Below are 24,797 nucleotides of genomic sequence, written 5' to 3'. Positions count from 1 at the left end.
CTCAGCCGCAAGGCTGACCCCTATCCCGATATTTGTTCGTCGTCTATTCAGGGGAATGCAACATTGAGAGGAATTCGTCGAGATTACCAAGACACGAAAGCGACTGGTCGTAGTCGTTCATGTAATACAAAGTAGCAGCTTCATCGTCGCGAACCAGCAACAGGTCCGCACCGCCACCAGAAGAGCCAACTTCATAGTACTTGCTTCCGTTTAACTCGACGACAAGTTCCTCAAGATCTTGTGGAGGTCCGATATTCCCGATCCATTCTTCGACGCATCCCTTCCATTTCTCGCCGAGTGCGTTAACAAATGAAAAACAAGAACGTCATCGCCGAACTTAAGTCGAGTCGAAATGGCTTTTCGAACTATTTCGGAAGCAGACGACAATTACTATTCCTTTGAAATTTCCGGCGAATGCCAGCCGTAAACGGGCACGAACGGAAGGCTTTGATTTCAGTTGCCGCGTGAATGAGTGCTCCGGTTGACGGCCTGATCCTGCCTCGTTTATTTCATGGCGGCCCAAGATGCGACCATTGCGGCCACGCCTGAACAGCAGCGAACACTATTTCAGCAGAAACCAGTCTGGATCGTTCAGATATTCTGTGAATGAATCGTGCAGGGCTTCAACACGAGGATCGTCGTGGGCGACATACAGCACGGGACTTATTTTTCCGGCGCTGCGTGACAGGCACAGGTAGTCACCGTTTCCAACGGCATAGAACGGAATGAAGTCAGGTGTGAAGTTCGGATTGTTTTCGGTTTCCCATTCGTAGTCGCGAATCATTTCGTCGGCAGGCAAATGGTCGCCGGGAATGTGATAGTTTGGCAAGAGTGCCCGCATTGCGTTGAACTCGATTGGGAAAACGTCTCCGAAGTGGTTGATGAGTTGTTCTGCATCATCGGTTGCGAATCGCGGATCCGGTTCGGACGCGGATTCGAAGGCACGTTTGATGAGTGCAGCTACTTCGTCGTCAGTCATTGTTGGTGGTATTCGCTGATTGAGGCATAACGCCGACGGTCACCGGATTGTGCCGGACGGCTTACATTTGAAAACTCGGGTTGATGCACAATTCCGGTGCACCGTGTTGTTCAAGTAAGCCGCTGTCGCGGCGGGTTCTTGCGAGACTTGTATGAGAAAGTTGTGGCATTTGCTACAGGAGACTGGCTTCTATGGCTGTTGTTTGAGCGTCGATGGGACGCTCGGCTTTTAACAGCTCTCGATGGGAGAACCGAACAATGGCACGCAAGCACCTCGCTCAGGACGCCAACAACAACGTCGATGACACTGGCAACGACAAGACTCCGCATGGTGATCATCCGGATCAGCGGTGAAACACAAAAGGGGACAGAATTGCTAACGGGGGCGTTCTACTTTTCTGTTTGTCTTGGTCTTCCTCGAGGTCGAAGCGAGGATTCAAGACCGAGGATGGCAGCTGTTTTTGTCTGCCAGCGAGTGTCGCCGAACGGGGTACCTCGAGTAAGGCTGTGTCGAAGGGCCTTGAGTTCGGTTTCGGTTTCCACACCGTTGACATGGCGAGTCCACTGGGCGGGCTTCAGGATCGGTCCATCGCAGAGCAATCCCTCCGGGCCGCTTTGGGCCGTTGGTTTCAGACTGGACCACTCCCAGTCCTGACTTCGCTGCACCACGTTCGCCCGCAATGGATTCCGCTCGACATAACGCAGCACTGTCAGATAGTGCTCATCGGCCTGAACGGGAAACGCTTTGAATCGCCCCTGCCAGACATGGCCGCTGCTTTTGTAATGCCGATGATAACGTCGGACGTGCGACGTCATGAGCCACTGCATCCAGCGACTGAGGTCTCCATCTTCACGCGGCCACAACAACAGGTGAAAGTGGTTTGTCATCAGGCAATACCCGGTCAGCCGCATCGGCACTTTTTCGTGCGCTTCCCGCATGAGACCCACAAACGCGGCGAAGTCATCATCCGTATGAAAGACGTCACTGCGACCATTGCCCCGGTTCAGGACATGGTAAACAAACCCACCTCGTGATGCTCTGGAGGTGCGTGGCATCACAGGACTCTAATCGACCGAAGCCATCGAGTAAAGTAGAATGTCCCCTTTATGTATCCCTGTGGGAATTCAGTTTTTTCAAATTCTGGTTAAAATATCGTAAGGTTTCGATATTACGATGCGTAGAAAGGAGTGGAAGCAGAACGTCAGGCCTCGCTCAACCGCGTTTCTTAGCGATGTATCGCGAGTTTGCGATGTTTCGCTATGTCGGTCTGCCATATTGAATAACTGAATTGGGAACAGGAGCCTTCGAATGCAAACGATTGATGTTAAACGACTTGCGCAAATGCTGCGGCAGGCGGAAATCGATCTGATCGACGTCCGCATGCCCACAGAATTCCGCGAGGTTCACGCCGAGTGTGCTCGTAATGTGCCCCTGGAATCGCTCGATCCCACAGCTGTCATGTCGGCTCGGAATGGTTCCGCTGGTCAACCGCTGTACGTGATTTGTCGGGGTGGAAATCGGTCGAATCAGGCCTGCCGGAAGTTCCGCGATGCGGGTTTCGAAAATGTAGTCAACGTTGAGGGCGGGACCCTGGCATGGGCAGAGGCCGGACTGCCGGTTGTGCGAGGGAAGAAAGCTGTGCCGCTGATGCAGCAGGTTCAGGTCTCTGCTGGCTTCATGACAGTGCTTGGTATTGTTCTGGGAACATGGGTTCATCCTTATGGCTACGGCCTGTCGGCCTTTGTTGGCGCCGGGCTGATGTTTGCCGGTTTGACAGGCCTGTGTCCTCTGGCATCCTTCATCGCAAAGATGCCGTGGAACAAATGTGAAGGCGGCGGATCATGTCCGGCCTAGCCATCACCTTCGGTTGCATCGTTGGATTTGCACTCGGATTGACCGGAGGTGGTGGCGGTGTGTTTGCGGTGCCACTGCTGGTCTACGGGCTGGCCGTGGCTCCGCGTGAAGCAGTGGGTATCTCCCTGGCAGCGGTGGGAGGCACCGCACTGTTCGGCGCGGTGCCTCGATTGATACGAGGCGAAGTCGAACTGCGAACCGGTCTGCTGTTCGCAATCGCCGGCATGATTGGAGCTCCCGTTGGGTCCTACCTTTCCAAGCTGATTCCGGAGAGCGTTCTGCTGCTGATGTTCGCCGGACTGATGCTGGTGGTCGCCTGGCGGATGTGGGCGAAGTCTCGCAACCCGAAATTACCAAGTGGTGTGTGCAGCACGGAAAGTATGCCTGATCGAGACCGCAGTGCGTGTCAGCGTGATGAAGATGGCCAACTACGGTTGACATCCAGGTGTGCTCGCCTGTTGGTGCTGGTGGGGCTGATGACCGGTGTGCTGTCCGGAATGTTTGGTGTGGGCGGTGGCTTTGTGATTGTGCCGGCGCTGGTGCTGTTCAGTGGGATGGAAATTCACCGAGCCGTCGGGACATCGCTGTTTGTAATTGTGCTGGTCAGCATCAGCGGAGTGGCTTCGCACTTCGCAAACGGAAACTCGTTGTCATGGGAAACAACGCTGCTGTTTCTGGCTGGTGGGTCTGCAGGAATGTGGCTCGGTGGAATTCTGGCTCGGCGACTGAAAGGGCCGACTCTGCAGAAACTGTTTTCCGTGGCGGTGTTACTGGTGGCTGGCTTTGTGATCTGGAAGACAGTCGCGCTGTGAAGACAGTGGCGTTGGAAAGACAGTGGCGTTGGAAAGACAGTGGCGTTGTGAGGAAGAGAAGAGTTGGCATTTCTGATCTGACATTCTCCATTCGTCATTGGAGAGCCCACAAACAATGACAAATCACAATTGAAAAATAACAAACGAAGAATCTGCGATTCGATTTTTAACACTTAAGGAAGAACCATCATGTTACTTAAATATTTCTACGACCCTAAACTGGCTCACGCATCTTACATGGTTGGATGTCAGCGAGCGAAAACAGCCGTCGTTGTGGATCCTGGCCGAGATGTGGAGCAGTACATCGAAATGGCCGAACGCGAAGGGCTGGAGCTGGTTGCGGTGGCGGAGACTCATATTCACGCCGACTATGTTTCCGGAGCTCGCGAACTGGCCGATCGCGTTGGTGCGAAGTTGTATGTTTCTGATGAGGGTCCGGCGGAATGGAAGTATCTGTACCTTGATGCTTATGACCACCAGCTGCTTCACGATGGTGATCACTTCATGATCGGCAATATCCGGTTTGATGTGATGCACACGCCGGGACATACACCCGAAAGCATTTCGTTTGTACTGACTGATCAGGGCGGCGGAGCTGACAAACCGATGGGTATCTTCTCCGGCGACTTTGTCTTCGTCGGGTCGATCGGTCGACCAGACTTGCTGGAAGAAGCTGCCGGAATTGCAAATACGGCGGAGCCGGGGGCTCGTGATCTGTTTAAGTCCGCTGAGCGATTCAAGCAGCTTCCCGATTATCTGCAGGTCTGGCCGGCACACGGAGCGGGCAGTGCGTGTGGCAAAGGACTGGGGGCGATTCCTTCATCGACGGTTGGTTACGAAAAGCTGTTCAACCCGGCTCTGCAATTCACCGACGAAGAAGCCTTCGTGCAGTACATTCTGGCCGATCAGCCAGAAGCCCCGAAGTATTTCGCGGTGATGAAGCGAGTCAACAAAGAAGGCCCGATTGTTCTGGGAGCAGGGCATCACCACAAGATGCTGGATGTCAACAGGTTGGATGATGCCATCAAGGCTGGCACGGTCATTGATTTGACACCATCGTCCGAATTCGCGAAGGGACACGTCGCAGGCACGATCAATATTCCGATTGGCATGCTGTCGGCGTGGGCTGGCTGGCTGGTGGATTATGATCGACCGACCTACCTGATCTGCGAATCGAATCAACTGGAAGAGGCGGCCCGTTTGTTGCACAAGATCGGTGTCGAACAGATTGCCGGAGGATTTGATATCAATGGCGTGAAAGCTTCAGGCAAAGCGACGCAGGCCTATGCCTCCGGGACTCCGGCAGAACTGTCGTCAGCCATTGAAGCGGGCACGGTCAATCTCATTGATGTTCGGTCGAACGATGAGTGGAACGCCGGCCATATCCGTCAGGCCAACCACCGATTTCTGGGTCGGTTACCGCAACATCTGGATGAGATTCCTCGCAATGAAAAGCTGGTCGTGCATTGTCAAAGCGGTGCTCGCTCGTCGATCGCTGTCAGCGTGCTGCAAGCGGCGGGCTTTACAGATCTCGTAAACATGACCGGTGGCTACCTGGCATGGCAGGCCGCTGGCCTGACGCGATCGAAGCAACCAATCTGAATTGAGGCCGATGGGACGTTCAGCGTTTTTGATTCCGGGGATGAATGTCCGGCCGGTCAAAGCTTTACCCTCCGACGCCGCCCAGCCCAACGTTCAATGACAAATCTCGTCCTTCCAACAAAGAGGTTGCATCATGCAAGCGATTCCGGAGCGTCCGTCGATAGCGGATCGACTCAACGATCCACAAACTGCAGAAGTTCTGCACCGGTTACTCGATCGTGCTCAATCGATGGACCAAATGCTCGGCACAGTGGGCGAACTGCCGAACATGCTGGCAATCGCAGTAGATTTCTTTGACGCCACTTGTCGCAGAGCGGCTGAAGATGGAGTTGATATCGAAACGCGAGCAGCTCGTCTGTTGAAGCTACTGATTCAAGTGACCGAACCCAATAACATGCAGGCCATGGAACGGCTTGTTTCGCGGTTGCCGAGGCTGGAAGAGGGAAGCGCCTTGCTGGATGAGCTTCCCGGTTTGGTGGCAACTGCCATGGACGTCTTTGACGAATGGGCCAGCCGTCAGAAAGCTCAGGGCATCGATCTTGAGCAAAGCGTTCGGCGGGGACTTCATGCCGCCCTGTATCTAGGCGGGAAACTTAACGAGGCAGAGCTCAGTCGCATTGGTTTCCTTCTGAAGTCAGAAGTCCTCAGCAAAAACTCGGTTGCCACGGTCGGTATGGCAGGCGCGGCGCTGTCCAGTTGTCATCAGGGATCCTGCGAACATCCTGTCGCCAAACGTGTGGGTTTTTGGGGCATGCTGAAGGCAATGCGAGACCCCAATACTCAAAGAGCTCTCTCGTTTGCTCTGCAGTTTGCCAAGTGCTTCGGTGGCGTCCTTGACAAGACACCCGCTGGCGATCTGTGCTCGCCAATGTCATCCCCCTCTCCATCTGCAAAAGGCTAGTTCCCATGAGTCATCATCAGATTGTTATTGTTGGTGGAGGCACTGCTGGTATCACCACTGCCGCTCGACTTTGCAATGCCGATCCATCGCTGGATGTGGCCATCATTGAACCGTCCGAAAAACACTATTACCAGCCGCTGTGGACACTGGTCGGCGGTGGTATTTTCAAGCCGGGAGAATCGGGCCGCGATGAAGCGGGATTGATACCTTACGGCGTCAAATGGATCAGGGATTTTGTGGCCTCGTTTTCACCTGCGTCCAACAGTGTGACAACTCGCAACGGCGACACGATCACTTACGACTATCTGATCGTCGCTCCTGGAATTCAGATCAACTGGGACAAGGTAAAGGGACTGAAGGAATCGGTTGGCAAAGACGGAGTTTGCAGCAACTATTCTATCAATACCGTCGCCAGCACCTGGGAGTTTATTCGAAATCTGAAGCAGGGTGTCGCGTTGTTTACTCAGCCCGCTGGAGCCGTTAAGTGTGGTGGTGCACCTCAGAAGATCTGTTATCTGGCCGAAGATCATTTTCGCCGCAGTGGTGTTCGCGACAAGATCCAGGTCATCTTCACGCTGGCCGGGCCACGTCTGTTCGCCGTGGAACGCTACCGTGAGATCCTTGAGAAAGTGGCTGAACGCAAAGGCGTGGAACCTCGATTTCGCCACAACCTGGTGGAAGTTCGATCGGCTTCGAAGGAAGCCATCTACCAGCACATGGACACTCACGAAGAAATCGTCATCAAGTATGACATGATTCACGTGACACCGCCGATGGGGGCACCGGACTTTGTCGCCAGCAGCGAACTTGCTGGTGAAGGTGGCTGGGTGGATGTCGACAAGCACACCCTGCAGCACACTCGGTTCGACAACGTATTTGGGCTGGGTGATGCCTCCAGCTTACCGACATCCAAAACCGGAGCCGCTGTGCGAAAACAGGCTCCAGTGCTGGTCAGCAATTTGTTTTCGCTGATGAAAAAGGAACCTCTCACTGCCCGCTATGACGGTTACACTTCGTGTCCCGTTGTCACCGGTTACGACAGTCTCGTGCTGGCGGAATTCGACTACAGCGGCCAGCCCAGCGAGACATTTCCATTCGATCAGGCTCAGGAACGCTTCAGCATGTTCCTGCTGAAAAAATATGGCCTGCCCGCTCTTTACTGGCACGGAATGCTGCGTGGTCGAGCGTAAACGGTAGGGTATCACTTCAGTTCACTTGCGAATCTGGCCTGCCTGTCCCTGTTCTTCAACGGACAACTCCAGTTCTTCCAGTAGCGGGCCGAGGTAGTCGATGCGTCCGTCAATAACAATGACCTGAACTGGTCCACTGACGACGGCCGCCGTTACATTCCACGAATCTTCGGTGATGCCATTTGTTTCGATGGATTCATCAACAACTGGTGCAACGAATGGGTGCGTTTCTGCAAGACGATTGACGAATCGGTTTGCGTCGGCTTCTGAAAAGAAGGACATCAACGCGCCTTGTCCCTTGATTTTCACCCAGTTTCCAGCGCATTCGCGGCAGAGTCCGTGCAGTAAGTTCAGATGTTCCTGCATCAGCATCCATTGTTCTCGCGGAGCTTCGATTCCTGATCGAGTCGAGACGCGAGTTTGCACGAGTACTGCGTGCGTAAATGACGCCAGCTGCTGAGGCGTAGGTGACTCTGTTGGCAGGAGTTCACGGAAGAGCGGCATTGACACCGCAGCTGCGAGACTAAGGACTTCTTCCGAGTGCGAAGTGTCTTCAATTCGAATCAACACTTCGGTTTCCGAATCGTTCGTGATGGTCACAAGCTGATTGCCGGGCCGAAACCGAAGAAGATCGTGATTCCAGTCTTCAGGCACACAAATGCGGATATCCAGTGATTGGTGCCGCATGTGACTGAAAGGAACAGCGATTTCAGTCGCGTTCTGAGAATTGAACTGGCTCTGCTGGGCACCCGAATCGCGGCTTCCTGCCCCGTCAGCTTCCGGCTCAACGCGAAATGACAGACGCTGAGACAACTGAGGGCTGCGGAGGAGGTAAGTCCCTGTTTTCAATGCCAGTCCCAGGCGAAGCGATTCTGTTGGTGCGACCCGCATTTGTGCGACCACGTGCGGTGAATGTCCGGGGCTGCCAATACAGTATTTTCTCAGGTCAGCTTTCCGTACCCTCGGATGGGCTCGAAGAGTCAGCTCTACGTTACTGGAGAAATCCGTTCGAAACTCAAAATCACATGCTTCACAATAATCGTGCTCCTTCAGCAGTTTCATGGTGTCGTAATGCTGACTAGCGAGTCGACATGATGGGCAGATGACGTTCCAGACAAGTTCGAATAGTCCTTCGGATATACCGCAGATACCCACTGCCAGGAGAAGTTCCGCCGGAAGATTCAGGCGGCTTGCCAGTTGAAGAGGTCGAATCGACGCCAGGTCCTGCGAGGGAGCAGTTCGGACAAACTCCGTCACGGAAATCACGGCCTGCCGATTGAGCTCCGGCCGGTTCAGAAGTCTCTCCGTCACCAGCTGCAGGGCCGCCAACTCCTGCCGCGACATCGCGTTGGCGTCTTCAAACGGATCACTTTGATGGACACCGGATTCTGAAGACGAAAGAACACCGTCGATCCGCTGGTAAACGCGAGTCAGCGACCTTCGCACTTCCAACCCAAATTTTAGTTTGGCAAACAGCTGGCCAAATCGACCGTTGGCTGCAACACGAAATGAATGAACGAGAGTTGTTGAACCATCGGCAGCTTTCACCAGCTCAACAACACTTGTAAACCACTTGAGTGGACCTGACTGGAACTCTCTGAGCACGCCCAACTGCTGGTTACGAATCCATTCGAAGCGATACTCTCGCCAACGCATACGGATACCTGCGATCACCACTTCAGCCATTGTGATGGTATCGCCGGAACCAGCACGCGTGGTTGTGTACTCAACGGGCGGAAGTCCCAGAGCACGATTCAATCGCTCAGTGTTGGAAACATAAGGCCAAAGTTCGCCGACACTTGATTTGAGCCTCCATTCGTAGCGAAAAGTCTGCTGACGCGACTCAAGCCTGGACGGAAGTAACGGGTGTTCAATGCGGCTGATTGGCTCACCGGACTGGAATCGCCGCAGATCGTTGAGAAGTTCTCCTGCCGATGCGTAACGCATGTCCGGCCGTTTTTGCAGACATCGCCAGGTGATTTCGCAGATGCCGTCACTCAAAGACGGACGAATGGTTTCCGGGCGTGGGGGCACGGAGTGCCGGTGCATCTCCGCGATTTCCAGCAGATCGTTTGTGACGAACGGAGTTCGGCCTGTCAACATTTCGAAAAGGGTGATGCCCAGCGAGTAGACATCCGACCGTGGATCGACGTCCCGGTCAGAAAACTGCTCGGGCGACATATACTTCGGCGTTCCAAGCACTGCATGGGCGGCCGTCATTGCAAGGGATTCTGACTGTACGGCATGTCGAGCAAGCCCGAAGTCCGTCAGCATCACGTGGAAACCGGATGGTGTCTTCTCCGATCGTTTCAACAGGATGTTTTCCGGCTTGATGTCACGGTGCAGAATCGACAGATGGGACAAATCGGCAAGTGCCTGCGCCACCTGAGCGGCGACGTCTGCAGCAGCAGCTTCGGAAAACGCCCCCTCGCGACTTAGCACCTGACGCAGAGATTCCCCGTCGACCAACTGCATCACCAACGCCTGCCAGTCTGCATCGTCAATGATGTCGAACAGCCTGGTCACGTGGGGGCTGGCAACTTCTGCAAGCAACCGGCATTCCTTGCGGAAGCGACGCAGTGCGTCGGGATGTCTCGAGAATTCCGGGGACAGCACCTTGACCGCTGCGGGCTCACCAGTTTCGGTGTGTACGGCTTCGTACACGCTGCCCATTCCGCCCGAACCAATGCGATTCAGGAGGCGATAGTTTCCGACCAGCTCACCTGGAAACGGATGGCCAGGGTGCAGAACTTCAATTGACGTTCGGAGACGTTCGATGCCAGAGTCCGCGCTTGGAACCTGCACCGGGAGAGGCGGAATGAGAACGCCGTCAGAGACTTGACCCTTCCATGGTTCTTTCCCCTGCATCGAAACTCCCTCTGACTTAACCATACCGAATCCACCGTACCGACGCGGCAATCACAGATTCCGGGACATTTCAATCAGGTTCTTCATACCCCTCGGGCTGCCTTCGCCGCTATAACGATCTGTCAATCGCTGATGGATTGAAGAATAGCCAATGTCTTTTTTGACCTTAAAATCTTCCGGGCGGGAGCAACAATATCAGAAGCATCTGTCCTGCGCAAGCAGCCAGCTCTGATTCACCCGCTATACGTCATAGCACCTGACTGGCAGAGCTGCTCGGTTGATTTGTTACCTGCATTCGATTTTGCTTCTGTTTTCAGCCAGACGACCGTCAAAAGAGCCGGCGGGGTGGTATGAGGCCATCAACCTTACATTTTCGACAGGTTTTGGGAACTGCGAATCGTGAATTGTTAACGGCAGGAACACACGACATCACTTCACGGATGGATGGCCCCCTTTCTTAGTTGTTCTCAACCTTGTTGTTCTCAACCTCACTGTCGTTTCCGAGATTTTTCCGTGGATTCACAGCATCGCCTCAGCAACATCGAAACGAACTGGACCGAACTGGGTTTCGTCCACCAGAACAATGACCGCTCATCCTGCGTTGAGGAATTGAGACGAGCTTTCCTGCTTCGCTATGCAGGTTCTGTCTACAACTATCTGTTGAAATGTGTTCGTGATGCACACGCCGCTGATGATCTGGCCCAGGAATTTGCCATTCGGTTTCTTCGCGGCCAGTACATCAACGCGGCACCCGATCGCGGTCGCTTCAGGGATTATCTGAAGAAGTCCCTCACCAATCTGGCGAACGATTTCTTTCGCAGAAAGTCCTCCGAACAAAAAATGCTGGGCAAAGTCGCCAGAGATCAGCAGACGACAGCTGACCAGCCCGAAGCAGATTTCGACGAGATCTGGCGTCAGGAATTGCTTGCCCAGACCTGGAATTCACTCCGAGACTATTCGTCCGCATCCAATAATGCCTATTACGAAATCCTGCGTTTGCGGGCAGAACTGCCTGACGAGAGCATGGCAGTTCTGTCCACAAAACTGACTGTTCAAATTGATGGGAAGGTTCCCACAGAAGATTGGGTCCGTCAGACGTTGCTGAGAGCACGTAAGAAATACGGCGAACTCCTGCGATGCGAAGTTGCAAGAACTCTCTCTAACGCAGATTCACGTCAGATCGATGAGGAACTGGCAGCGCTGGGGTTACTCATCTACTGCAGCAATTAAATTCTCCCGGACATCGCTGTCGGATCGGCTTTCAGCAAGAAGAAACTGCATCGAGTTCAACTGAACAGCATTGCCGAAATCAACTCCGCATCCGACATCAGCACGTCCAGATCCGCAGCCTGGTCTAAAGCTTCATCTTCACCAGTTTGAATCATGTTTTCTCCTGACTCCGCCTCATCACGGTTTGACGGTTTGGCATGCGAAGCTACCTGCCGGTTGTGAAGATCTGTCCCTGCCTTAGATTCGGATCCACTGGATTCTTCTCTCAGATGCCCCAACGCTGTGCGGCCGGCATCGGTTTCGATCAGCAGACTCGTCAGGAGAGCATCGGATCCCTCCGGAGTCGCCGCATCTACCACCTGGAACGAAATTGGCCGACTCCACCAGCCAGAGGAGAACAGATTTGACTGGGCATCGATCGCTTTCACCCAGACACGGTAGCTTCCGACCGACAGCGGTGATGAGGATGTGAAGGAAGTTGACGTGAGTTGATCCTCACGAATCACAACTTCGTTCGTCGTGGTTGACTGAACGTAAAGGATGTATCTACCGGCACCCTGCACATCCAGCCAGGAAAACGTGGGGGTGGTATCGGAGACGGTTCCAAGCGGTGCAGTAATCGTCGTCCGCAGATCTGTCACACCAGTATCGCTCCATCCTCGATTGGCAATCGCATCTGAAGGGCGAATCCACCAGGCGACGGTACCGCGGGGCAGATCGACGCTGGGCGTGTACATGGTTCCGTTGATGGTGAGAATCGAGACATTACCGTCGAACGTGCGAAGATAAAGCTGGTATGACGTCGCATTCGGAATGGCCTCCCATTCGAAAGTGGGACGGCGAGACATTGTTGGGGTGACTGGAGCGATCAGTGTTGGTTTAATCTCAAACGAATTCGGTACTGACCACGGACTGGCGTTGTCATTCGTGTCAAACGCGCGGACCCAGTACTTGTACATCCCTGCCCCAAGATCTGATGGGGGAGTGAACGAATTTGTCATGATCTGCGACTGGCCGATGAAGATTCGCTGTCCATCCGGGAACAATCGGCTGAACCAGACTTCGTAACGGACGGCCTGATCGACGGCCTGCCAGGTAAATTCCGGTCGGAGATTGGTGGTGTAATAGGACACTGCATCCAGTATGGGTGTTCCAATCATATCTTCACTGTCGATCTGTCCGGTTGCCAAATCAGCGACGGATGCTGCGGCCGTGACTCCGGTGATCGTGGAAAAGAATGACTCCCGGACTTCGATTTCTGCGTCGTTGATTGTTGGCACCACGAAGTTCTGGCTGAGTGCGCCGCCAGGCATAAACGACAACGTTTGAGTGGTCGCGGTGAAGTCACTTCCCGAAATCGCACTCCCTGACGATGTCGAGATGGTCACAGTCACCACGGTAGCGGGATTCTGATTGAGTGTGACTGCGAAGATCGCATTGTCACCTTCTACAACCGCGGCGCTGTTGGCAACACTGACAACAATTCCAACGGTCGTCGCGGGATCTGCTTCGACGGCTCCGATATCGGACGCGGAGCCCTGAATTCGCGCGGAGCCCGTTTGATCCAAAGCAAAGAATGCCGTCAAATCCGTCCCGGTATCGATGCCGGGGCTACCGGAGACGAGAGCATGAGTGAGTGTTGGGCCGCCGTTATCCGCGAGTACCGTCGAAAGGATGGATGCTGTGGCGATTGTTCCTGCACCGCCGACGCCGACAATATTGCCTGCCGTTCCATCGACTAGCCCTCCGGCCGAGATTGCGTCGCCGATCAGGTTGTTCACACTTCCCGCAGCGAAAGTCCCTCCGGCATCATCAGGTGTGCTGCCAGAGCCCGACGTATTGCCTGCGACAATTGTGTTTTGCACGATTGTCGTTCCACCGTTCACAGTGAAAACACCCCCACCATTTGCGTTGGTTTCGGCGTGGTTACCAGTGACCGTGACGTTTCGCAACGTCATGGTGCCGCTGTTGGAATTCCAGAGTCCGCCTCCTTCGTTGGATGCGATGTTGCCGCTGACCGTGGAATTGTGCACCATTACCTGACCGCCTCCGGTCATGTGCAGGGCCCCGCCATTTCCCGGGGCAGCTCCTGTCGAATTCGCAGACAGAGTTGATTGCTCGATCGTGACCGTACCCGCATTGTCTTCGATTCCACCTCCCGCACGTGACGCTGTATTTCCCGAAATAGTCACCGCGTGAACCGAGAGGGTTCCGCCATTGTTGAAGATACCGCCACCGCTCCCGGCGGTCCCTGCCGCGCTGTTGCCCGTAATCACAAGCTGGCCGCCCATTCCATTCAGCAGAAGCGAACCGCCATCATTAAACAGGCCGCCACCCCCTTCACTGGACGCATTGCCATTCGCGGCATTTCCATCGATGAGTGTATTTCCGATGACTGTCATGAGGCCAGTGCCATTCCACAAGCCCCCTCCTTCTGACTGAGCCGTATTGCCAACGATCGTACTGTCGACCACTCCTGTCGTTCCGGTTGAGCTGACATGCAACCCGCCGCCGTTGATCCCCGCCGTGTTGCTCAGCAACGCCACTTGATGCAGTATCACCGTACCATCGTTGTTCTCGATACCACCTCCGGCCCTCGCTGCGGAGTTGTTGCTGACAGTGCCGCCCGTCAGCTGGATGACTCCACCCGGAGCATTCAGAATGCCTCCTCCGTTCCCCAGCCCGACAATTGCCGTGTTGTCACTCAACGTGACGTCTTCAAGAAGCATCGTGCCGTGATTGAATATTCCACCCCCACCTGTACCAGGTGTATCACTTCCGCTCACGTTCGAAACGATTGATCCTGCCAGCAACGTTATTTCGCCGCTCTGGTTGTAGATGCCACCTCCATCTCCGGACGCCACATTGTTGGTGATCATCGAGTTCTGCACATGCACTGTACCAATCTTCCGAGTCAGTTCGGTCGACGCGATTGGAGCCGTAGCGTCATACGCTCCTCCGACCGTCAAGCCGTGCAGAACGATTTCACGGAAGCTGAGTGGTTCCAGATTGTGAAACTGACGAGCCTGGTCTGCATTCGTCAGATCCCATGTGTAAGTCTCAGTGAAGTTGATCACGCCTCCGGGAGCCGTGGGGAAGTCATTGATGTTAAAGTTCGCCAGAGGCGCCTCTCCTGAAGGAGGAGCTGCCGTCTGTGGACTCGACAGATTCAGGAGCACAGGGCCGTAACCCACCAGTCCCTCACCGAGAGACAGAAAGCCATCATTGTTGGAATCGAAACTCGGATCCACCGGAGCAACGGAATCGACAGCGATGCCGCCCATGCCTTCGAAGAATGAGCCGTTCACCATCCCGGGATCAACGAGATTCTCAAGGAAGCGTCCATGAATATGCTGGATGTGGGGAACATCAGCCTCGAGCCCGGTGGCCTGAATAGTGACGGTCAGCGCTGGATTCTGAGCGTCAGTTTCATCCAGCGTCAGAACAACGGTACCGGTGACACCACTGTTGTTCAGTTCCAGCAGGTTTGATTCATAAACTGTGACAGCTGATGCCCCAGCATCGCTATTGAAGATTCCCGCGCCTTCCGGTGCCATATTTCCGGAGATAGTCACTCCGTCCACTGTCAGGGTTGATGCCGCATGGTTCCAAAGACCACCGCCTTCGTTGGCAGCCGTATTTCCGTTCACGGTACCGCCAGTGATGGTCACCATTCCGCCGCCTGTGATGTGAAGGCCACCACCGTTACCGGGCGTTGCCAGCCCGGGTATGCCGGCCGCATTCTGATCCAGTGTAGTATCAATGACGGTCACAATTCCGCCATTGGTCTCAATTCCACCTCCCGCCCTCGCCGCCAGATTGCCGAAAATGGTGGAATTGACAATGGACACGGACCCCTGATCATTGAGTACGCCACCTCCCGAGCCCATTGTTGCCGGGAAGACGATTTGTCCGCGCAGCTCTCCGTTCGGATTGTCGGACGTGTGAATGTTGATGTAGGTGCCTCCCGCCAGAAGGTCACTCACATTTGCGGCAGGGAACGCGATGTCCAGCAGCGATAGCTCAATTCCTCCGTCAACTTCCACCCAATCGACCGTCCCCAGATTCACGATCACCGCACCGTTCGTACCTGCAGCAGCCAGGTGAATATGTGCTCCGGCAAGTTCCGGGAGAGCTGTACTATCCGTAAGCTCAACACCGGTGACTCGAAGTTGAAGGCTAAACGTATTGTTCTTCGGGTTAAACAGGAAGCCAGCAGAACCAGTCGCTGAAGTGGCCACGGAAGGTACTTCCTGTCCTCCGTCCAGACTAAAGACCGTTCCTCCGGCGGCAACATTATTGACGATCGTCGCTCCATTTATTTCGATGGTTCCACCTGCGTTGAAAACGCCGCCGCCTCCCTGATCACTTCCACTACCGCCAGCGGCATTCCCATCGATGAGTGTATTTCCGATGACTGTCATGAGGCCTGTTCCATTCCATAAGCCCCCTCCTTCTGACTGAGCCGTATTGCCAACGATCGTACTGCCGGCCACTCCTGTCGTTCCGGTTGAGCTGACGTGCAACCCGCCGCCGTTGATCCCCGCTGTGTTGCTCAGCAGCGCCACTTGATGCAGTATCACCGTTCCATTGTTGTTCTCGATACCACCTCCGGCCCGCGCTGCGGAGTTGTTGCTGACAGTGCCGCCCGTCAGCTGGATGACTCCACCCGGAGCATTCAGAATGCCTCCTCCGTTCCCCAGCCCGACAATTGCCGTATTGTCACTCAACGTGACGCCTTCAAGAAGCATCGTGCCGTGATTGAATATTCCACCGCCGCCTGTACCAGGTGTATCACTTCCGCTCACGTTCGAAACGATTGATCCTGCCAGCAACGTTATTTCGCCGCTTTGGTTGTAGATGCCACCTCCATCTCCGGACGCCACATTGTTGGTGATCATCGAGTTCTGCACATGCACTGTACCCATCTTCCGAGTCAGTTCCGTCGACGCGATTGGAGCCGTGGGGTCATACGCTCCTCCGACCGTCAAGCCGTGCAGAACGATTTCACGGAAGCTGAGTGGTTCCAGATTGTGAAACTGACGAGCCTGGTCTGCATTCGTCAGATCCCATGTGTATGTCAGTGAAGTTGATCATGCCTCCGGGAGCCGTGGGAAGTCATTGATGTTAAAGTTCGCCAGAGCGCCTCCGAAGGAGGAGCGGCCGTTTGTGGGACTGAGAGATTCAGGAGCACAGGGCCGTACCCGACCAGTCCTTCACCGAGAGACAGAAAGCCATCATTGTTGGAATCGAAACTCGGATCCACCGGAGCAACGGAATCGACAGCGATGCCGCCCATGCCTTCGAAGAATGAGCCGTTCACTCATCCCGGGATCAATGAGATTCTCAAGGAAGCGTCCATGAATATGCTGAATGAGGAACATCGGCCTCAAGCCCGGTGGCCTGAATAGTGACGGTCAGCGTTGGATTCTCTGAGCGTCGTTTCGATCTGACGCGGTCAGAACAACGGTACCGGTGACACCACTGTTGTTCAGTTCCAGCAGGTTTGATTCATAAACTGTGGCTGTGCTGATGCCCCAGCATCGCTATTGAAGATTCCCGCGCCTTCCGGTGCCATATTTCCGGAGATGGTCACCTGCTCACTGTCAGGGTTGATGCCGCATGATTCCAAAGACCACCGCCTTCGTTGGCAGCCGTATTTCCGTTCACCGTACCGCCGGTGATGGTCACCATTCCGCCGCCTGTGATGTGAAGACCACCACCGTTACCAGGATTGGCGGTACCAGCGCCGCCGCTCACGTCATTCCCCGAAAGGTCGGAGTCCAGGATTGAGACATCCCCGTTCAGGACTTCAATTCCACCGCCTGCTCGGTTCGCTGAGTTCCCCTGAAAGATGGAATTCATGATGATGGCTGAGCCTCCTGCGGAGAATAGCCCACCGCCACTGCCGGAGACTCCGGTCGCAAGATTGTCGGAGACGACCGAGTTGCTGATCGTCAACGTCCCGCCATCGTTATACACGCCACCGCCACCATCTGACCCGATTGGGCCAATGGCTGAGTTCCCAGTTATCGTTACGCTGTCCAGTACCAGACTCTCTCCACTGCCGACGAAGATACCCCCACCGCGAATTTCCTGCCCACCAGTTATCATTACGTTGGAGATGGCGGCTGAAACAGATCCCGTCCCGGTTCCAATTTCAAAGATGCGACTCGCATCCGCAGCGTCGATGGTGATCGGCGAGCCATTTGAATCCGAAATGGACAAATCATCGAGGATTAAAAGAGACGTTCCGTTGAGCGTAATCGTTTGACCGCTGAGGGACGCAGCAAAAGTAATGGTGTCAACCACCCCCGGACCGACTTCACCGGCCGCCGCGTCCAGGTACGGCAGATTTGTATTGGCGGCCGTAATCGCTTCCCGCAAACTCAACATACCGTCCGCGACAAGCGCCGAGTCGTCCACAGTGTCGACTACGTAAGCAGTCAGCAGAAGTCGGTCTTCCAGACCTTCGGAGATACACGCCCCGGGCGAAGTGTTCGCTGCAGCGCGTCGTCTCAATCGTTTCCGGAAGGAAGCTGATGATCGGGATCCTGGGTTTCGACGCGCCAGGATGTGAGACTGCTGCCTAAGCCAGGAAATGAGCATATTGGGACCTCTACAGAGAAATGAATATTTGGGAATGAAACACGATTTCAGCCGCAAGTGACGATGGTGGCTGCGACAGCGCGCAGTCACCCCTTGACGCTGACTCAGCGTCAGACTCGTGAAGTGAGTGCTCCATCGAAGAGTTGTGAACAGACAACTGGCCGAGCAGAACGGGGAGACGGAACACGGTCTACCCACGTCCACAGTTGGTACGGAGTGAAAGTCCGGTCGTGACACAAAAACCGGAAATAAATTTTCGCAAATGCAATTGAGGCCAAAGTTCCAATGCAGTTCGATCTGTTCTCCGGAAGGCGGAACCGAAAGCAATCGGTCACTGCTTCGCGTGAACATATGGGCAGAACGCGAGTCACGGGATTATTCTGTGACCACTCGAAACGCAGGAAAGAAACGCGTTGAAGACTCGGACGGCCACCGCCACATCGGCCGATATTCCACTTCGCCCGATTTGCTGCGCTGCGGCGTGGGAATCGTCGGCGGGAACGCTTGTCGCCGGCATTTGAACATGTTGCTGGCAGGCAGCAGAATTCGCATAGCAGCGAACGCCTGTTCATGCCAGAATCCGACGTCCACGCTGAGAAAACAACCGTCGGAACCACAAGTTGTTTGGCGGCAATCAGGTTCCTATGAACCAGTCAGATGGGCAATCTGTCACGGAAAACAGATGCAGGATCAGGGATGATGGAACCATTCGCATTCGAAAATTCAAAGAAGCCTGCCACACCGTGGGTCATCGCGGCGATTTTGTTTGCAGCATTGGTCGCATGGCAACTCGACTACTTTCCGCGGTTACGGCCCGCATCATCCGGAACACTGGCGGAAACGTCGTCAAGTCTGCACGCAGTAACGCCGCTCGACGCATCCTGGGATGAAATTGTCGACAGAAGTGCGGATTTACAGCCCACGCGGAATGATGCCGCCGATCCGCTGCAATCTGCGCTCGCCATGCAGTCCGAACCTCTCGATACGACAGTGGTCCCCGAAAACACTCGAAACAGCCTTCGGCAGGATTCGATGGTTCGTCCGGCATCTTTTGAACTGGCAGAACCCACCGATCTTTCAGCGCAGTCGAGTTCCGACGCCGATAGTGATTCTCAAATGGGTGTCATTCCCGCGGAGCTCGCGGAACGGCTTCGAGCGATTGATATGCTTTTCCGCGATGGAAATATTGCAGAAGCGCATGCCAGACTCTCGTGGATTTACTGGAAACAACCATCCTATCGGCGGCTCATCAAATCCCGTCTGGAGCACACGGCGGCAGAAATCTTTGCCGGATCGGACTATCAGCTGGAAGATCCACACATCGTGGAATTCGGAGAGACATTGAATTCAATCGCGGCCCGACACAATGTCCCGTGGACTTACCTTGCCAGGCTCAACAACATCGCCCCTCGGGACCTGCAGGCCGGACAGACGCTGAAAGTCATCAGTGGACCGTTCTCTGCGCTGGTTGATCTCGACGAATTCTCTCTGACAGTGCATGCGCAGGGATGGTTTATCCACCGTTATCAGGTGGGGATCGGCAAGGAAGAGCGAACTCCAAGAGGCGAATTCAAGGTCAAAGAGAAACTGGAGAATCCCACCTGGTACAATCCGGACGGTGGGGTCGTGGACGCTGATGATCCGTCGAATCCCCTTGGCGAATTCTGGCTGGGGCTTGGCGATCACATCGGTATCCACGGGACCATTGATGCCGATTCGATCGGAACTGCCCGCTCCCGTGGATGTATTCACCTTGCTGATGGAGACATCGAAGAGGTGTTTAATCTGCTTTCGATCGGTTCAACCGTTGTTATTCGCGACTAATTGTCGTCGACGGGCACGATGAACAGTCATCGAGCATTGGTTGGCATCCAATGATCTGCCCGAGTGCCCCGGAAAGATCCTGGCACAACTTCTGATTCTGAAGCCATGTTATCGCTTCCTGCCGCCACTCTCCGACAGGTGACTGTTCTGCATCGGTGCCTGTTTTGTATTGGTGACTGTTCCGCAGAAGAGCCGTCGCAAGGGATCATCGCTCCAATGGACCCCATCATTCAGGGGCCACTCCCCTGGCAAGTTCATCTTCCCATTCATCCAGCAGAGGCCAGTCAACAGCACACGTTCCAAAGTCCGCCATGTGCTGATAGCCGTCGAGACGGTCGATCGCCGACTGAAGCAGGGCTTTGTCATTTCGGAAAGCAGGACCATGGCTGGGCAGCAACCAGTCCACATCGCTTGCCTGGATTCGCTTCAACGAGTCAATGAATGCCGGAATGTCAGAACCATGGTGCGCGTCAATGCTTCCCACGCATCCATCTCTGAAAATATTGTCACCGGACAGCAGCAGATTCCCAAAACGGAAAGCGAGCTGCCCGACTGCATGTCCGGGCGTATCCCAGACATCCAGTTGAATACCATTCAACTCGAGCGTGTCGCCCTCACTAACTTCACGGTCAACGTGAAAGGGAGGCATGGAGATTGATATCTCCTGAGCAGGAATCTCGGCGAATGAGGCGATACGATCGCCGGATTCGAGAATGCGTTTTGCTTCGGGATGGGCAACGAGTTGAGAGCCTGGCAGCAATTCCTTGGCGCGATGAAATCCCTGGACGTGGTCGGCATCTGCGTGAGTCGCAACCAGATAGCGACAATTCGCGAGTGGAAAATCCATCTGGCGAATCAGATGAATCAACTCATCGACTGTATCTTCGTAGCCAATGTCAAACAGCATCCAGTCGCTTCCGGAGTAGACCAGATACACGCAGCAACCGAATCGTCGGCGCGCCTGATAGTTGAGTTCAATAACGTTGGGAAACAGTTCGCGGCGATCCAGCATTTTGATAACTTCAGACAGGAGATTCGAATGGATTGGCCACTGCAAAGCGGCCCGGGACCGAAACGCGGCAACGCCGGCCGGCCGGTCCCGACAGGGACTAACATTCACTTCCTCAGACGGGTTGGGACCGAATTGTAGGAGGCATTACTGGCACCGCAAATGAACCGGCCTGCCAGAAAATGCCGGAGCCTGATCCCGGGGGGGAATGCTCTGCCGGGCAGAGTACGCTTCTGACGCGCGAAGCAGGCCGTTTCAAGTCAGAGTGAACGAGTTGTCTGGAAAGTATTGAGAGTGGTCAGCGGTTGCCCGACGGACGGGATTTTTCCGCTTCGCAACGGAACGACAGGAATGGAATTCTCCTAAAATTTCAAGATTTCCTGCGCTGAAATGAGACTGGGCTCCGATCTTGCTTTCATACAACATTTAGTGTTGACAGTCTGGAAGGACACTTTATATTGCGGTCCCCGACTGTTAATAAACAGTTCAGATGAACGACCCGGACTGACCGCAACGTGAAGCCTTGAAACGGTTTGTGTAGCGTCGGAATGGTTTGTTGACAGTCCAGTCGGGGACAGTATTCTGCCGGTCGTCGGTAAGGACGCCCCCCTTCAACAGGAGGTTGACGATCTTGTTCTCTTGCATTCATTTCTTCACATCCGACCTGCTGTCGGCTAAGTCAGTCGATCCCTTCTGACTGAACTCTCCCAGTTTCCAATTCCGTTGCTGCTGCGCTATGCGCATGGCGAAGTTGTTGGCTGCGCGGAGAGCGGATTGTCTGAGTAAAAATCGAAGATCTGGTGCATAGGATCAAGGCGGAACAAAAGTTTGAAATGTGGTTTTGCTGTTCACTGTTGATTGATGGAGTTGACCGCGCAAGAAGCGTGGCTTTCACCTGGAAGAAGGGGAGATTTGCCGAATGATTCGAGCACGCGCTGAATGGATTGTCCGTAAACGAGATGGCCGCACGGCCCCGTTCGATTCGAAGCTGATTTACAGAGCGATCACGAATGCCTTCTCTGCAGAAACCGGATCTTCCAGAGACGATCTTGATCCAAACCTGCAGGCCGAGATCATCACGATCACGGAGCAGGTAACGAACGACATTTCGTCGGACGCCTCGACAGATAGCGGAGTGAGCGTCGAATCCATCCAGGACATGGTGGAGATCGAACTGATGAAACGGGGCCACTACCGGGTGGCGCGTCGTTACATCGTCTATCGGGCAGAGCATGAGAAGATTCGATCGCTGCAGCCAAGTGAGTCACTTGATGACGATCAAACCGTTAAGCCTCGCCTGTTCGTCAAGCTGGATGATGGCGTCCGGGTTCCATTTGACAGCAATCGCATCCGTCGTCGTCTGGAGTTGGCGTGTCAGGGGTTGCCGGAGTGTGATTCTGGCGATCTGCTTCAGGAAGTGATGAAATCCGTCTTTGACGGTATTTCCGTTGGAGAGATCTATCGGGCAACGATTCTTGCAGCCCGCTGTCGCATCGAACGTGATCCTGCTTACGATGTTGTAGCCGCTCGTCTGCTGCGGATGGTGATCTGCAATGAAGCATTAGGCAGCTCTCCCGCCGATTCTGAAGACTACAACAAACTCTATCGCAATCAGTTTGAACATTATGTCATCGACGGAATCGTCGCTGATCGCCTGACTCCGGAGCTGCGTCGCTTCGATCTGACTCGGATTGCCGCTGCGCTTCAGCCACAACGTGATTCGCTGTTCAAGTACCCGGGACTTCAGGCCGTTTACGACCGATACCTGTTGCACATCGATGGTCGTCGCATTGAAACCCCGCAGTACTTCTGGATGCGGGTTGCTATGGGTTTGTCTCTGAACGAAGAGAACCCCGAAGATCGGGCAATCGAGTTTTACAATATCCTGTCGACAATGCGGTTCACTTCAGCAACGCCGACGCTGTTCAATTCTGCAACCAACCATCCTCAGCTGAGTTCCTGTTATCTGTCGACGGTTAAGGACGATCTGGAGCACATCTTTAAATGTGTTTCGGACAATGCGAAGCTAAGCAAATGGGCTGGCGGGCTGGGCAATGACTGGACCAGCATCCGCGCGACCAACGCTTACATCAAGGGTACCAATGGTCGTAGTCAGGGCGTGATTCCATTCCTGAAGGTCGTGAATGACACGGCCGTAGCAGTGAATCAGGGTGGAAAACGAAAAGGCGCTGTCTGTAGTTACCTTGAAACGTGGCATCTGGACATTGAAGAGTTCCTGGATCTGCGTAAGAACACAGGTGACGATCGCCGTCGTACCCACGACATGCACACTGCCAACTGGATCCCCGACTTGTTCATGAAGCGAGTCCAGATGGAAGCGGAATGGACGTTGTTCAGTCCGGACGAAGTGCCGGATCTGCATGACTTGTACGGCAAGGCGTTTGAAGATCGGTACCTCGAATACGAACGGATGGCGGATGAAGGACGGGTGCGCATGTTCCGACGAGTTCCGGCAATGGAGCTTTGGCGGAAAATGCTGACTCGCCTGTTCGAAACGGGCCATCCATGGATCACCTGGAAGGATCCCTCGAATATCAGGTCTCCACAGGATCACTGCGGAGTGGTTCACAGCAGTAATCTGTGCACAGAAATCCTGCTGAATACTTCTGCCGCTGAAACGGCGGTCTGTAATCTTGGTTCAGTGAATCTGCCTGCCCATGTCTTGGACGGGGTACTTGACCTGCCACTTCTGGAGGAAACGGTTCGCACCGCAATGCGGATGCTGGATAATGTCGTTGATATCAACTTCTATCCAACCGACGAAGCCCGGGAGTCAAACCAGAAGCATCGACCTGTGGGACTGGGGCTCATGGGCTTCCAGGACGCATTGGCTGCGATGAACATCAGCTATGCGAGCCAGCAGGCCGTTGAATTCGCAGACTACAGCATGGAAGCCATTTCGTACTTTGCGATTCTGGCATCCAGTGAACTGGCTGCCGAGCGTGGAGTCTATGGGACCTACGCAGGTTCGAAATGGGACCGTGGTCTGTTGCCAATCGACACCATGGAAATGCTGGAAAAACAACGGGGAATCGGGATCGATGTCGATCGAGCTTCCCGCATGGACTGGACGCCGGTACGCGAGGCAGTCGCCCGCAATGGTGTTCGCAATAGCAATTGCATGGCGATTGCACCGACCGCCACCATTTCGACGATAATCGGCGTGTCACAGTCGATTGAGCCGATGTACAAACATCTGTACGTGAAGAGCAATCTCTCCGGCGAGTTCACGCACCTCAATACTTCCCTGGTGAATGAACTGAAATCTCGCGGGTTGTGGGATGCAGACATGCTTGAGTCACTCAAGTACTATGACGGCATTCTGACGGAGATTGAACGAGTTCCACCGGATATCAAAGCTCGGTATCTGACCGCATTTGAGGTGGAGCCGAAGTGGCTGATTGAATGTGCGGCTCGGCGGCAAAAGTGGATTGACATGGGACAATCACTGAACCTCTACATGAAGGAAGCCAGCGGGCGCAAGTTGCACGACATGTACCTTCTTGCCTGGCGAAAAGGTCTGAAGACCACTTACTACCTGCGTACGCTGGCAGCGACTCAGGTTGAAAAGTCAACAGTCGACGTCAATAAGTTTGGTGTTCAGCCTCGCTGGATGAAGAACAAGAGTGCATCCAGCGATATTCAGATGTCACGCGAAGACGATCGGGCTCGTCCCGATGGTCCGGAAGGCGGCCTCGCTGCCCCTCATGCCGTGCCTGCGACTGATATGACAAATGTGCAGGCATGTAGTCTGGATAATCCGGACTGCGAAGCGTGTCAGTAATCTGAGAATCCGGCCGTTGTTTGCGGCACCCGGTTAAACGGGTGCCACTTCGGCGGGACAATAAGATCGTGCGGAGTTGCGCGCCTCAGCGCAATTGATTGTGCGATTGTTGCG

The 24,797-nt window shown here is 54.5% G+C and carries 14 protein-coding genes; 8 read left to right on the top strand and 6 right to left on the bottom strand.

Going from position 1 to position 24,797, the window contains the following annotated elements:
• Positions 1 to 562 precede the first annotated feature (562 nt).
• Complete coding sequence (locus tag R3C20_13620) at positions 563 to 979, bottom strand: SMI1/KNR4 family protein (protein ID MEZ6041539.1); 417 nt, start codon at positions 977 to 979, stop codon at positions 563 to 565.
• Between the two features lie 389 nt (positions 980 to 1,368).
• On the bottom strand, positions 1,369 to 2,034 hold the full coding sequence (locus tag R3C20_13615) for a transposase (protein MEZ6041538.1): 666 nt from the start codon (positions 2,032 to 2,034) through the stop codon (positions 1,369 to 1,371).
• A 253-nt stretch (positions 2,035 to 2,287) separates the two neighbouring features.
• Between R3C20_13615 and R3C20_13610 the strand changes: the two genes are divergently transcribed.
• From R3C20_13610 to R3C20_13590, 5 genes are all read left to right on the top strand, one after another.
• Complete coding sequence (locus R3C20_13610) at positions 2,288 to 2,833, top strand: rhodanese-like domain-containing protein (protein MEZ6041537.1); 546 nt, start codon at positions 2,288 to 2,290, stop codon at positions 2,831 to 2,833.
• Positions 2,821 to 3,645 (top strand): sulfite exporter TauE/SafE family protein, encoded by an 825-nt coding sequence (locus R3C20_13605; protein ID MEZ6041536.1) that lies wholly within the window; start codon positions 2,821 to 2,823, stop codon positions 3,643 to 3,645. Before R3C20_13610 ends, R3C20_13605 begins: the two co-directional genes overlap by 13 nt.
• Before the next feature lie 189 nt (positions 3,646 to 3,834).
• Positions 3,835 to 5,247: a rhodanese-like domain-containing protein gene (locus tag R3C20_13600; protein MEZ6041535.1), complete on the top strand. Its 1,413-nt coding sequence runs from the start codon at positions 3,835 to 3,837 to the stop codon at positions 5,245 to 5,247.
• Positions 5,248 to 5,380: 133 nt separating this feature from the next.
• Positions 5,381 to 6,148: a DUF1641 domain-containing protein gene (locus tag R3C20_13595; protein ID MEZ6041534.1), complete on the top strand. Its 768-nt coding sequence runs from the start codon at positions 5,381 to 5,383 to the stop codon at positions 6,146 to 6,148.
• Between the two features lie 5 nt (positions 6,149 to 6,153).
• Entirely contained in the window at positions 6,154 to 7,338 is a 1,185-nt protein-coding gene (locus tag R3C20_13590) for an FAD/NAD(P)-binding oxidoreductase (protein ID MEZ6041533.1), read from the top strand.
• A gap of 21 nt (positions 7,339 to 7,359) precedes the next feature.
• Here the strand turns inward: R3C20_13590 and R3C20_13585 are convergent, their stop codons facing one another.
• Entirely contained in the window at positions 7,360 to 10,230 is a 2,871-nt protein-coding gene (locus R3C20_13585) for a protein kinase (protein MEZ6041532.1), read from the bottom strand.
• 489 nt (positions 10,231 to 10,719) lie between these two features.
• Here R3C20_13585 and R3C20_13580 point away from each other — a divergent pair, with 489 nt between their 5' ends.
• A complete protein-coding gene (locus tag R3C20_13580; protein MEZ6041531.1) occupies positions 10,720 to 11,436 on the top strand; it encodes a sigma-70 family RNA polymerase sigma factor in 717 nt (238 codons plus the stop codon).
• Positions 11,437 to 11,492: 56 nt separating this feature from the next.
• On the opposite strand, the gene R3C20_13575 is transcribed toward R3C20_13580, so the two are convergent.
• Both R3C20_13575 and R3C20_13570 read right to left on the bottom strand, forming a co-directional pair.
• A complete protein-coding gene (locus tag R3C20_13575) occupies positions 11,493 to 16,364 on the bottom strand; it encodes a CHRD domain-containing protein (GenBank protein ID MEZ6041530.1) in 4,872 nt (1,623 codons plus the stop codon).
• 664 nt (positions 16,365 to 17,028) lie between these two features.
• Positions 17,029 to 17,958, bottom strand: coding sequence for a hypothetical protein (locus R3C20_13570; protein ID MEZ6041529.1), 930 nt, complete (start codon positions 17,956 to 17,958; stop codon positions 17,029 to 17,031).
• Positions 17,959 to 18,702: 744 nt separating this feature from the next.
• Between R3C20_13570 and R3C20_13565 the strand changes: the two genes are divergently transcribed.
• Positions 18,703 to 19,869 (top strand): L,D-transpeptidase family protein, encoded by a 1,167-nt coding sequence (locus R3C20_13565; protein ID MEZ6041528.1) that lies wholly within the window; start codon positions 18,703 to 18,705, stop codon positions 19,867 to 19,869.
• Between the two features lie 226 nt (positions 19,870 to 20,095).
• Here the strand turns inward: R3C20_13565 and R3C20_13560 are convergent, their stop codons facing one another.
• Entirely contained in the window at positions 20,096 to 20,881 is a 786-nt protein-coding gene (locus R3C20_13560) for an MBL fold metallo-hydrolase (GenBank protein MEZ6041527.1), read from the bottom strand.
• A gap of 916 nt (positions 20,882 to 21,797) precedes the next feature.
• On the opposite strand from R3C20_13560, the gene R3C20_13555 reads away from it, so the two are divergent.
• Complete coding sequence (locus R3C20_13555; protein MEZ6041526.1) at positions 21,798 to 24,683, top strand: ribonucleoside-diphosphate reductase subunit alpha; 2,886 nt, start codon at positions 21,798 to 21,800, stop codon at positions 24,681 to 24,683.
• The last annotated feature ends 114 nt before the right edge of the window (positions 24,684 to 24,797 follow it).

It is taken from the genome of Planctomycetaceae bacterium, assembly GCA_041398825.1.
Classification (GTDB): Bacteria; Planctomycetota; Planctomycetia; order Planctomycetales; family Planctomycetaceae; genus F1-80-MAGs062.
This window is presented reverse-complemented; position numbering and strand designations above follow the sequence as displayed.